Origin of the sequence: Ramlibacter cellulosilyticus (assembly GCF_014297465.1) — a bacterium.
Taxonomy (GTDB): Bacteria; Pseudomonadota; Gammaproteobacteria; order Burkholderiales; family Burkholderiaceae_C; genus Ramlibacter; species Ramlibacter cellulosilyticus.
In genome coordinates this window covers 346645-357249 of the sequence record NZ_JACORT010000005.1, presented here as the reverse complement: position 1 = coordinate 357249, position 10605 = coordinate 346645, and the positions used below count along the sequence as shown (strand labels likewise).

Below are 10605 nucleotides of genomic sequence, written 5' to 3'. Positions count from 1 at the left end.
CGACGCCACATTTCCGCGGCGTGCTCCGGCGCGAGTCCTCGATCCTTCTTTGCTGTCATTCCGGTCCTCTCTCTCTCAACATCCATGATGTTGCATTGACCGGTTGAGACCGCCGGGACCCAGGGCTCCCAAAAGCAAAAAGCGGCCAGTGGCCGCTTTTTCTCTGGTTCCCCGCCTTCGCGGGGATGACGACTAGGACTCCGCCAGCAGCTTCTCGATCAACTGGTGCAGTTCCGCGAAGTTCGGCTCGCCCACGTAGCGCTTCACGATCTCGCCCTTCTTGTTCACCAGGTACGAGGTCGGCGTCAGCTGCACCTCGCCCCAGGCCTTCGCCACCGCGCCGGTGTTGTCGATCGCCACCTTGAACGGCAGCTTGCGGGTCTGCGCGTAGTTCACGACGTAGCTCGGAGGGTCGTAGGCCATCGCCACCGCGACGTGCTCGTAGCCCTTGGCGTGGTACTTGTCGTAGGTGGACACCATCTTGGGCATCTCCGCCACGCAGGTGGTGCAGCTCGTCGCCCAGAAGTTGACCAGCGCGACCTTGCCCTTCAGGTCGGTCGTCGTCTGCTTCGAGCCGTCCAGCAGCACGAAGGTGGTGTCGGGGGCCGCATCCCGGGCGCAGCCCGCGAGGACGGCCGTGGCTGCCAGGGCGGCGGCCAGGAGCGCCCGGCGGCCGGGGGAGGGGTGGGACGGGTTCGCCATGATGCTGGGATTGTCGCGCAATGCGCGGGTTCCCGCCTGACCCTGGATCAAGTCCAGGGCAGGCTCCGGCTCAAACGCAGGCCAGGAGCGTCCGGGTGAGGTCCTCCGGCGCGCTGACCATGGGGTCGTGCCCGGTCTGCAGCTCCACGATGCGAGCGCCCGCTCCGCCCATCCAGGCGCCGTCCCAGAAGTTGGCGTCGCGCACCCGCGGACGGATCGAATCGATGGTCCCCAACTTCGGCTTCACGCAATCGACGAAGGTGCGCGCCACCGACGCCACGCGCCTCGGGTCGAACTGCAGCGGGGCCTGGTAGGTGTGGCCGGGGTGCGGCGTCTGCCGGCGCTGCACCCAGGCGTGGTCTTCGGCCGCGAGGCCGAACACCGCCGGGTCCGGCGCCGGGAAGCTGAAGTCGGGCGAGCCCTGCGCGGCCGCCAGCCGCGCCTCGCGCGTGGCGCTCGCATGCGTGCTGCTCCAGCTCTCGCCCGGCTTGGGCACGACGGCGTCGACGTACACGAGGTGCTTCAGGCGGTCCGTCATGCGGTCGGCGATCGCCGTGCCGATCATCCCCGCGTACGAATGCACGGCCAGCACGACGTCCTGCAGCTCCTCCGCCTCGATCACGTTCGCCACGTCGGCGATATGCGTCTCCAGCGTGATGAGCGAGGACATCAGGTGGGCGCGTTCGCCCACGCCCGTGAGCGTCACCGCGTACGCACGGTGTCCCTGCGCCTGCAGCCGTTCCACCACGCGGCGCCAGCACCAGCCGCCATGCCACGCCCCATGCACCAGGACGAAGTTCGCCATCAGATCACCTCCTTCGCGCGCAGCGCCGCGATGCGCGCCGCATCCCATCCGAGCACCTCGCCCAGCACCTGTTCGGTGTGCTGCCCCAGCAGCGGCGGCGGCAGGTCCGTGCGCACCGGCGTGCCTCCCAGCTTGAGCGGGCTGGCCACCAGGTTCAGCGAATCCGCGAGCGGATGCCGCCACTGGTGCACCATGCCGCGCGACTGCACGTGCGGGTCTGCGAACACTTCCGCCAGGTTGTTGATCGCGCCGCACGGCACCTTGGCGGCTTCCAGCGCGGGCAGCCATTCGTGCTTGCGCCGCGTCTTCATCACGTCTTCGAGCATCGGCACCAGCACGGCGCGGTTGCGCACGCGGTCCTGGTTCTTCGCGAAGCGCGCATCGCTCGCCAGTTCGGGCCGCCCCGCCACCTGGCAGAACTTCGCGAACTGCCCGTCGTTGCCGACCGCCAGGATGATGTGGTCCTTGCTGCCGTCCTCGGCCGGCGCCACCTCAAACACCTGGTAGGGCACGATGTTCTGGTGCGCGTTGCCGGCGCGGCCCGGCACCTTGCCGCTCACGAGGTAGTTCGCGCCGAGGTTCGCGAGCATCGCCGTCTGCACGTCGAGCAGCGCCATGTCCAGGTACTGTCCTTCGCCCGTCCGCTCCGCGTGGCGCAGCGCCGCGAGGATGCCCACGGTCGAATACATGCCGGTGAAGAGGTCGGCCACCGCCACGCCCACCTTCTGCGGGCCGCCGCCGAGGTCGTCGCGCTCGCCGGTGATGCTCATGAGCCCGCCCATGCCCTGGATCGCATAGTCGTAGCCGGCGCGTTCGCGGTAGGGACCGGTCTGGCCGAAGCCCGTCACGCTGCAGTAGACGATGCGCGGGTTGATCGCGCGGATGCTGCCGTAGTCGAGGCCGTAGCGCGCCATGTCGCCGACCTTGAAGTTCTCCACGAACACGTCGCAGTGCTTCGCCAGCTCGCGCACGAGCGCCTGGCCTTCGGGCTGCGCGATGTCGCAGGTGACCGAGCGCTTGTTGCGGTTCGTACCGAGGTAGTACGCGGCTTCCGCCGTGTCCTGCCCGTCGCGGCCCTTCAGGAAGGGCGGGCCCCAGGTGCGCGTGTCGTCGCCGGTGCCCGGACGCTCGATCTTGATCACGTCCGCGCCCAGGTCGGCCAGCGTCTGCGTGCACCAGGGGCCCGCGAGCACGCGCGAGAGGTCGAGAACGCGGATTCCGTCGAGAGCATTCATGGAGGGCATTATCGATAATGCATGCAGCGCGCCCCACAGCGCGGCAGCCTTCCATCCAAAGATCCCGATGTCCCTGCTCGATCGCCGCCAGGCGGTGGTGGTTTTCCTCGCTTTCGCGTTCGCCTATTTCTTCGCCGCCGTGCTGCGTGCGATCACGGCCACGCTGTCCCCCGTCCTCACCCAGGAGTTCAGCCTCGACGCCGGCGACCTCGGCCTGCTGGCCGGCGGCTACTTCCTCGGCTTCGCGATCATCCAGCTGCCGCTGGGCAGCTGGCTCGACCGGCATGGCCCGCGCAAGGTGAACGTGCCCTTCGTGGGCCTCGCCGTGGCGGGCTGCGCCGCCTTCGCGCTGGCGAGCAGCTTCGGCTGGCTGCTCGCCGCCCGCGTGCTGTGCGGGCTGGGCGTCGCCTCGTGCCTGATGGCGCCGCTCACCGGCTTCCGGCGCTGGTTCACGCCCGGCGTGCAGCTGCGCACGAACTCGTGGATGCTGATGACCGGCTCGCTGGGCATGGTGGCTTCCACCTTGCCGGTGCAGTGGCTGCTGCCGGTCGTGGGCTGGAGGCCGCTGTTCTGGGGGCTGGCCGTGCTGATGGCGCTGTCGATGGCCCTCATCAGCTGGAAGGTGCCGGAATGGTCCACCGAGGACGCCACGAAAGGCCCGCGGGGCAGCTACGGCCCGGTCTGGCGCCACCCGTATTTCTGGCAGATGGCGCCCATCGGTTTCTTCAGCTACGGCGGCATGATCGCCGTGCAGTCGCTGTGGGCCGGCCCCTGGCTGTCGCGCGTGGCCGGCTTCACGCCGGACGCGGCGGCGGTCGGGCTGTTCACCATCAACGTCTCCATGCTCGGCACCTTCTGGTGCTGGGGGCTGGTCAACCCGTGGCTGCAGCGCCGCGGCATCGTCACCGACCGGCTGATCGCCTGGGGCCTGCCCCTGAGCTTCGTGTCGCTCGCCGCGCTGATCGTCCTGGGGCCTTCGGCCGGCCCGGTCGTGCTGGCCCTGTTCTGCACCACCAGCACCTTCGTCTCGCTGGCGCAGCCGGCCGTCGGCATGATGTTTCCGGCGTCCCTGGCCGGCCGCGCCCTCTCGGCGTACAACCTCGTGATCTTCGTCGGCGTGTTCGTCGTGCAATGGGGCATCGGCCTGCTGGTGGACGCCTTCCGGCACGGCGGCTGGACCGAGGTGGATGCCTTCCGTGGCGCCTTCGGTGTCTTCCTCGCCACGAGTGTCCTGTCCTACGCATGGTTCCTGTGGAGCAGAAGCCATAATCGGCCGACAAGCCCATGAACGCCATCCTGCTGATCGCCCACGCGCCGCTGGCCAATGCCTTGCGGCAATGCGCGCTGCACGTGTTCCCGGACTGCGGGGCGACGGTGATGGCGATCGACGTCCAGCCCAATCTCTCGCCCGACGAGACCCTGGGCTCGGCGCGCATCGCGCTGGACCAGCTCTCGCGCGTGCCGCAGGTGGACGGCGTCCTGGTGCTCACCGACATCTTCGGCGCCACGCCCAGCAACGTGGCCCAGAAACTGGTCGACGGCGTGAGCTCGCGCCTCATCACCGGCGTGAACCTGCCCATGCTGCTGCGGGCCGTGACGTACAAGCACGAACCGCTCGAGACGCTCGTCTCGCGCGCGATGGTGGGCGGCACGCAGGGCGTGATGCAGGTGGCCATCACCGCGCCGCAGAACCAGGCCCGACGGAACCATGATCAAGAAAAACACGACCATCAGCAATAAGCTGGGCCTGCACGCACGCGCCTCGGCCAAGCTCACCAAGCTCGCCGGCAGCTATCCCTGCGAAGTCTGGCTGAGCCGCGGCGAGCGCCGCGTCAACGCCAAGAGCATCATGGGCGTCATGATGCTCGCGGCCGGCGTCGGCACGGAGATCACGGTCGAGACCAATGGCGACCGCGAGCAGGAGGCGATGGACGCGCTGCTCGCGCTGATCAACGACAAGTTCGGAGAGGGTGAGTGACCTTCAGCGTTCATGGCATCGCCGTCGCCCGGGGCATCGCCATCGGGCGGGCGGTCGTCATGGGCTCCGGGCGCGCCGACGTCGCCCACTACTTCGTCACGCCGGAGCAGGTGCCCGCGGAGATCGAGCGCATCCGCAACGGCCGCAATGCGGTGATCGACGAGATCCATCGGCTGCAGCAGACCATCGCCGCGATGGGCCCGAAGGAAGCGCCGCACGAGCTCTCGGCGCTGCTGGACGTGCACCTGATGCTGCTGCAGGACGAAGACCTGATCACCGGCATCAAGCACTGGATCACCGACCGCCTCTACAACGCCGAATGGGCGCTCACCACGCAGCTGGAAGTGCTGTCGCGCCAGTTCGACGACATGGAGGACGACTACCTGCGCGAACGCAAGGCCGACCTCGAGCAGGTCGCCGAGCGCATCCTGCGCTACATGAAGGGCATGGCCTCGCCGGTCGCGCAGCCGCCCGCTCCCAAGCGCAAGACGCAGCAGGACCTGCTGCTGGACGACAGCGTCGACGTGCCGCTGGTGCTCGTCGCCCACGACCTGTCCCCCGCGGACATGCTGCAGTTCAAGCAGAGCGTGTTCGCCGGCTTCGTCACCGACGTCGGCGGCAAGACCTCGCACACGGCGATCGTGGCACGCAGCCTCGACATCCCCGCCGTGGTGGGCGCGCGCGGTTCGAGCAACCTGGTGCGGCAGGACGACTGGGTGATCATCGACGGCGACGCCGGCGTGATGATCGTCGACCCGTCGCCCATCATCCTGGCGGAGTACGGCTACAAGCAGCGGCAGGTGGAGCTGGAGCGCGGCCGCCTTTCGCGCCTGCGCCACACGCCTGCCGTCACGCTCGACGGCCAGAAGGTGGAGCTGCTCGCGAACATCGAATTGCCGGACGATGCGGAGGCCGCCTTGCGCGCCGGCGCCGTGGGCGTGGGGCTGTTCCGCAGCGAATTCCTGTTCATGGGCCGGCAGGGCAACATGCCGGACGAGGAGGAGCAGTACCTCGCGTACCGCCGGGCGGTGGAAGGCATGCAGGGCCTGCCGGTCACCGTCCGCACGCTCGACGTCGGCGCCGACAAGCCGCTGGACGAGGGCCACCGCGACGAAGCCCACCTGAACCCCGCGCTGGGCCTGCGGGCGATCCGCTGGAGCCTGGCGGAGCCGGAGATGTTCCGCACCCAGCTGCGCGCGATCCTGCGCGCGGCCGCGCACGGGCGCGTGAACATGCTGATCCCCATGATCGCGCACGCCACCGAGATCCGGCAGACGCTGTCGCTGATCGACTTCGCGCGCGCCGAGCTGGACAACCGCGGCATCGCCTACGGCGAGGTGCCGGTGGGCGCGATGATCGAGATCCCGGCCGCCGCGCTGTCGCTGCGCACCTTCCTCAAGTACTTCGACTTCCTCTCGATCGGCACCAACGACCTGATCCAGTACACGCTGGCGATCGACCGCGCCGACGAGTCGGTGGCGCACCTGTACGACCCCTGCCACCCGGCGGTGCTGCGGCTCGTGGCCGACACCATCTCGGAGTGCCGCCGCCAGGGCAAGCCGGTCAGCGTCTGCGGCGAGATGGCCGGCGACACGCAGTTCACGCGCCTGCTGCTCGGCCTCGGCCTGCGCAGCTTCTCCATGCATCCGGCGCAGATCCTCGCGGTGAAGCAGGAGGTGCTGCGGGCGGACGCGGGCCGGCTGGAAGCGTGGGCGCGCGAGGTCGTCGATTCGGAAGATCCGTCGGTGGCCTTGGGCGCGTAGGGCACCTCCGCCTCGCGACCTGTAGGGTGGCGCGGCGAAGCCGCGGACGGTGAGCGACAGCGAACCCCACCGTGCGGCTTCGATGGCGACACCCTTCGGTGGGGTTCGCTGTCGCTCACCTTCCCGCCGTGCCGGCGGCCACCCTACAGGATTCGCATGCAGCCCGCTGCTAGCGCGCCCGCGTTCCCACCACCGCGGCGCCGATGATCAGCGCCGCGGACAGCGCGATGCTCGCCGTCAGCGTGCGGCCGGTCACCAGCACCAGCAGCGTCGTGGACAGCAGCGGCGTGATGTAGCTGAGGATGCCGATCTGGCGCGCGTCGCCGCCCTTGAGCGCCTTGTCCCAGAGGAAGAAGGCGGCGCCCAGCGGGCCGAGGCCCATGACGGCGACCAGCAGCCAGTCCTTTGCCGAGAGGTCCGGCGTCGTTTCCAGCAGCCAGTGGCACGCCAGCGACAGCAGGCCGGAGACGAGCCCGAACAGGCCGATCGCCGCGGTGGGGAAGGTGTCCACGCGGCGCGTCCACAGCGAGTAGGTGGACCACATGACGGCCGCACCCAGCGCGGGCAGGTAGCCCCAGGACCAGGCGCCGCTGGCACCGCCCCCGCCGAGGATGGCGATGGCCGCGCCGGCGAAGGCCACGAGCGCCGCGAGCACGTGGGCGGCCTTGAGCTGCAGGCCCGGGAGGAACACGGGCGCGAGCACCACGATCAGCAGCGGCCAGAGGTAGTTCACCAGGTTGGCTTCGACGGCGGGCGCGACGCGCAGCGCGATGAACAGCAGGAAGTGGTAGCCGAACAGGCCGTAGATGCCGAGCGCCAGGGTGCGCGGCGGCACGCGCCATTGCCGCACGAGCGGCCACGCCGGGATGCTGCCGATCACCAGCGCGAGGCCGGTGAGCAGGAAAGGCGGCACGTGCCTGAGCGCCACCCCGAGCGATGCGAGCGAGGCCCACAGCGCGATCGCGCCGAGGGCGTAGACGTTGGGATGCATGGCGCCGGAGGATACGCGTTGCCGATGCGTGTCCGGAGATACGGGCATGGAGGCTGGGTTGCGCGTACGCGCACCCCAGCGGTGGGCAGGAGCGCTGGGGTTCGCTGGCGCGAAACCCAGCCTACGACCTGCTTCTCCGTGAAGGCCCTGGATACACCCGGCTTGGCGGGAATGACGGGTTACGCGCCGATGGAGACGCCGGCCGCGTGCGCCTGCTGGTCGGCGTGGTAGGAGCTGCGCACCATCGCGCCGACGGCGGCGTGCGTGAAGCCCATCTCGTACGCCTTCTGCTCGAACATCTTGAAGGTGTCCGGGTGCACGTAGCGGCGCACGGGCAGGTGCGAGGTCGAAGGCGCGAGGTACTGGCCGATCGTGAGCATGTCGATGTCGTGCGCGCGCATGTCCCGCATGACCTCGAGGATCTCTTCGTCGGTCTCGCCCAGGCCCACCATGATGCCGCTCTTGGTCGGCACGTCCGGGTGCAGGGCCTTGAACTTCTTCAGCAGGTTGAGGCTGAACCGGTAGTCGGAGCCGGGCCGCGCTTCCTTGTACAGGCGCGGGATGGTCTCCAGGTTGTGGTTCATCACGTCCGGCGGCGCGGCCTTGAGGATTTCCAGCGCGCGGTCGTCGCGGCCGCGGAAGTCGGGCACCAGCACCTCGATGGTGGTCTGCGGCGAGAGCTCGCGCGTCTTGCGGATGCACTCCACGAAGTGGCCGGCACCGCCGTCGCGCAGGTCGTCGCGGTCCACGCTGGTGATCACCACGTACTTGAGCTTCAGCGCGGCGATCGTCTTCGCCAGGTTCTCCGGCTCGTTCACGTCCAGCGGGTCGGGGCGGCCGTGGCCCACGTCGCAGAACGGGCAGCGGCGCGTGCACTTGTCGCCCATGATCATGAAGGTCGCCGTGCCCTTGCCGAAGCACTCGCCGATGTTGGGGCAGCTGGCTTCCTCGCAGACCGTGTGCAGCTTGTGCTCGCGCAGGATCTGCTTGATCTCGTAGAAGCGAGACGTGGCGGAGCCCGCCTTGACGCGGATCCACTCCGGCTTCTTCAGGATCTCGCCCTGCTCCACCTTCACCGGGATGCGCGAGAGCTTGGCGGCAGCCTTCTGCTTGGCCGTGGCCTGGTAGGTCTCGACGGATTGCGCCTCGCGCACGACGGGATTGGAGCTCATGGGGTCCTTGCGGCGGTCAGGAGGCCAGCAGTGCCTGGAGCTTGTGGCCCAGGCGGTCGGCGGCCTCGTTCCATGTGGTGGAAACCCCGATTGTAGAAAGGTCGACGGTCGCGAGCCCTGCGTAGCCGCAAGGGTTGATCCGATGGAAGGGTTGCAGGTCCATGGCGACGTTGAAGGCGAGGCCGTGGTACGTCCTGTGGCGGGAGACCTTGATGCCGAGGGCGGCGATCTTGCCGAGGTTGGTGAAGTCGGGGCCACCCTCACCCCCGCCCTCTCCCGCAAGCGGGAGAGGGAGTCCGGCCCCGCTCCCTCTCCCGCTTGCGGGAGAGGGTTGGGGTGAGGGCAGGCGCGCATGCGAGAACGGGTCGTCCAGGCGAACGTAGATACCCGGGGCGCTGCGGACGCGATGCCCCGTCACCCCGTAGTCGCCCAGCGTGCGGATCACCGCCTCCTCGAGCCGGTAGACGTATTCCTTGACGAAGTAGCCCGCCCTCTGGAGGTCCAGCAGCGGATACGCGACGACCTGCCCGGGCCCGTGGTACGTGACCTGGCCACCGCGGTTCGTGGAGACGACGGGGATCGCACCCGGGTCCAGCACGTGGTCGGCCTTGCCGGCCAGCCCTTGCGTGAACACCGGCGGGTGTTCACACAGCCAGAGTTCGTCTTCGGCGCCGGGGCCGCGGCTTTCGGTGAAAGCCGCCATGGCCTGGTACGTGGGCAGGTAGTCGACCCGCCCCAGCACCTTCACCAACACGGCTTAGAGGACGACCTTCACCATCGGGTGCGACGTGAGCGCCCGATAGAGGTCGTCCAGCTGCTCGCGGCTGGTCGCGGTCACCGTGATGGTGATGCCGAGGTAGTTGCCCTGGCTGCTGTTGCGCAGCTCCACGGTGGACGCGTCGAAGCTGGGGTCGAAGCGCTTCGCGATCTCGGTCACCGCATGGACGAAGCCATCCACCTTCGCGCCCATCACCTTGATGGGGAACTGCGACGGGTACTCGATCAGCGACTCCTTGCGCGGGTCGGTGGTGAGGGTCTTGGGCGGGTGGATGGAGGCGGACATTCAGGCGCTTTGTCGTTTGGCTTGCTGGTAGCCGGAGAACAGCCTGTCGTAGATAGGGCCGGGCCGGCCGTTTCCAACTGGCTTTCCGTCCAGCACCGTGCAGGCCAGGATCTCCTTGGTCGCGGAGGACAGCAGGATTTCGTCCGCGGCCAGCACCTCGTCGCGCGAGACCCGGCGCAGCTCGAACGGGATGCCCTGCATGCGGCACAGCTCTTCCAGCAGGCCGTAGCGGATGCCTTCCAAGACCAGGTTGTCCTTGGGCGGGCCGAGGACGACGCCGTCCTTCACCACCCACACGTTCGATGCCGCGGCTTCGCTCAGGAAGCCGTCGCGGAACATGATGGTCTCGTTGCCGCCCGCGTCCGCGCTCATCTGGCGCGACAGCACGGCGCCCGCCAGGCTGGTGCTCTTGATGTGCGCCTTCTTCCAGCGGAAGTCGTCCGCCGTCACGCACATCACGCCCTTGCCGCGCTCTTCGGCCGTGTAGATATAGAGGCGGTTCACCATGGCGAACACCGTGGGCTGCAGGTCCGGCGGCATCACGTGGTCGCGCCAGGCCACGCCGCGCGTCACCTGGATGTATACGAGCTGGTTGGTCTCCGCGGGCTGCTTGCCGACGTGCTGCGCGTACCGCGCCACGAGCTCGTCGACCAGCTTGCGCCACGCCGTGCGGTCCATGGGGTTCGGGATGCGCATCTCGCGCAGGCTGCGGTCCAGCCGGTCCATGTGTTCCTGGAAGCGGAAGGGCCGGCCTTCGTAGGCCGGCACCACTTCGTAGACGCCGTCGCCGAAGATGAAGCCGCGGTCGAGCACGCTGACCTTCATGTCGCGCGTGTTGCCGAATTCGCCGTCGAGGTAGCAGGGCAGGGCTGGGATGTCGCTCATGGCATGCATTG

Annotated in this window: 12 protein-coding genes; 4 read left to right on the top strand and 8 right to left on the bottom strand. The window is 68.8% G+C overall.

What is annotated here, in order from left to right; translation table 11 throughout:
• Window positions 1-192 precede the first annotated feature (192 nt).
• From H8N03_RS14520 to H8N03_RS14510, 3 genes are all read right to left on the bottom strand, one after another.
• On the bottom strand, window positions 193-702 hold the full coding sequence (locus H8N03_RS14520; protein WP_187076895.1) for a TlpA family protein disulfide reductase: 510 nt from the start codon (window positions 700-702) through the stop codon (window positions 193-195).
• 70 nt (window positions 703-772) lie between these two features.
• Window positions 773-1507: an alpha/beta fold hydrolase gene (locus H8N03_RS14515; RefSeq protein ID WP_187076894.1), complete on the bottom strand. Its 735-nt coding sequence runs from the start codon at window positions 1505-1507 to the stop codon at window positions 773-775.
• Entirely contained in the window at window positions 1507-2742 is a 1236-nt protein-coding gene (locus H8N03_RS14510) for a CaiB/BaiF CoA transferase family protein (protein ID WP_187076893.1), read from the bottom strand. The genes H8N03_RS14515 and H8N03_RS14510 overlap by 1 nt, the downstream gene beginning before the upstream one ends.
• 67 nt (window positions 2743-2809) lie before the next feature.
• Between H8N03_RS14510 and H8N03_RS14505 the strand changes: the two genes are divergently transcribed.
• The 4 genes from H8N03_RS14505 to ptsP are packed head-to-tail and all read left to right on the top strand — an operon-like array spanning window position 2810 to window position 6483.
• On the top strand, window positions 2810-4030 hold the full coding sequence (locus H8N03_RS14505; RefSeq protein ID WP_187076892.1) for an MFS transporter: 1221 nt from the start codon (window positions 2810-2812) through the stop codon (window positions 4028-4030).
• Window positions 4027-4482: a PTS sugar transporter subunit IIA gene (locus H8N03_RS14500; protein ID WP_187076891.1), complete on the top strand. Its 456-nt coding sequence runs from the start codon at window positions 4027-4029 to the stop codon at window positions 4480-4482. Before H8N03_RS14505 ends, H8N03_RS14500 begins: the two co-directional genes overlap by 4 nt.
• Entirely contained in the window at window positions 4451-4720 is a 270-nt protein-coding gene (locus H8N03_RS14495) for an HPr family phosphocarrier protein (protein ID WP_187076890.1), read from the top strand. Before H8N03_RS14500 ends, H8N03_RS14495 begins: the two co-directional genes overlap by 32 nt.
• Window positions 4717-6483, top strand: coding sequence for a phosphoenolpyruvate--protein phosphotransferase (gene ptsP, locus H8N03_RS14490; RefSeq protein WP_187076889.1), 1767 nt, complete (start codon window positions 4717-4719; stop codon window positions 6481-6483). The genes H8N03_RS14495 and ptsP overlap by 4 nt, the downstream gene beginning before the upstream one ends.
• Window positions 6484-6652: 169 nt before the next feature.
• Here the strand turns inward: ptsP and H8N03_RS14485 are convergent, their stop codons facing one another.
• The 5 genes from H8N03_RS14485 to H8N03_RS14465 all read right to left on the bottom strand — a co-directional run bounded on the left by H8N03_RS14485 (window position 6653) and on the right by H8N03_RS14465 (window position 10603).
• On the bottom strand, window positions 6653-7474 hold the full coding sequence (locus H8N03_RS14485; protein WP_187076888.1) for a DMT family transporter: 822 nt from the start codon (window positions 7472-7474) through the stop codon (window positions 6653-6655).
• Window positions 7475-7653: 179 nt separating this feature from the next.
• Window positions 7654-8646, bottom strand: a complete 993-nt coding sequence (lipA, locus tag H8N03_RS14480) for a lipoyl synthase (RefSeq protein WP_187076887.1) — start codon at window positions 8644-8646, stop codon at window positions 7654-7656.
• Window positions 8647-8662: 16 nt separating this feature from the next.
• Entirely contained in the window at window positions 8663-9349 is a 687-nt protein-coding gene (gene lipB, locus H8N03_RS14475; protein WP_222623001.1) for a lipoyl(octanoyl) transferase LipB, read from the bottom strand.
• Window positions 9350-9403: 54 nt separating this feature from the next.
• Window positions 9404-9709 carry a YbeD family protein gene (locus tag H8N03_RS14470; RefSeq protein WP_187076885.1) on the bottom strand — a complete coding sequence of 102 codons (306 nt, stop codon included), beginning with the start codon at window positions 9707-9709 and terminating at the stop codon, window positions 9404-9406.
• A complete protein-coding gene (locus H8N03_RS14465; RefSeq protein ID WP_187076884.1) occupies window positions 9710-10603 on the bottom strand; it encodes an aminotransferase class IV in 894 nt (297 codons plus the stop codon).
• Window positions 10604-10605: the final 2 nt, after the last annotated feature.

Bases quoted from the DNA above. Each gene is read 5' to 3' on its own strand.
- H8N03_RS14520 (WP_187076895.1), bottom strand. From the start codon at position 702: ATGGCGAACCCGTCCCACCCCTCCCCCGGCCGCCGGGCGCTCCTGGCC.
- H8N03_RS14515 (WP_187076894.1), bottom strand. From the start codon at position 1,507: ATGGCGAACTTCGTCCTGGTGCATGGGGCGTGGCATGGCGGCTGGTGC.
- H8N03_RS14510 (WP_187076893.1), bottom strand. From the start codon at position 2,742: ATGAATGCTCTCGACGGAATCCGCGTTCTCGACCTCTCGCGCGTGCTC.
- H8N03_RS14505 (WP_187076892.1), top strand. From the start codon at position 2,810: ATGTCCCTGCTCGATCGCCGCCAGGCGGTGGTGGTTTTCCTCGCTTTC.
- H8N03_RS14500 (WP_187076891.1), top strand. From the start codon at position 4,027: ATGAACGCCATCCTGCTGATCGCCCACGCGCCGCTGGCCAATGCCTTG.
- H8N03_RS14495 (WP_187076890.1), top strand. From the start codon at position 4,451: ATGATCAAGAAAAACACGACCATCAGCAATAAGCTGGGCCTGCACGCA.
- H8N03_RS14485 (WP_187076888.1), bottom strand. From the start codon at position 7,474: ATGCATCCCAACGTCTACGCCCTCGGCGCGATCGCGCTGTGGGCCTCG.
- lipA (WP_187076887.1), bottom strand. From the start codon at position 8,646: ATGAGCTCCAATCCCGTCGTGCGCGAGGCGCAATCCGTCGAGACCTAC.
- lipB (WP_222623001.1), bottom strand. From the start codon at position 9,349: ATGGCGGCTTTCACCGAAAGCCGCGGCCCCGGCGCCGAAGACGAACTC.
- H8N03_RS14470 (WP_187076885.1), bottom strand. From the start codon at position 9,709: ATGTCCGCCTCCATCCACCCGCCCAAGACCCTCACCACCGACCCGCGC.
- H8N03_RS14465 (WP_187076884.1), bottom strand. From the start codon at position 10,603: ATGCATGCCATGAGCGACATCCCAGCCCTGCCCTGCTACCTCGACGGC.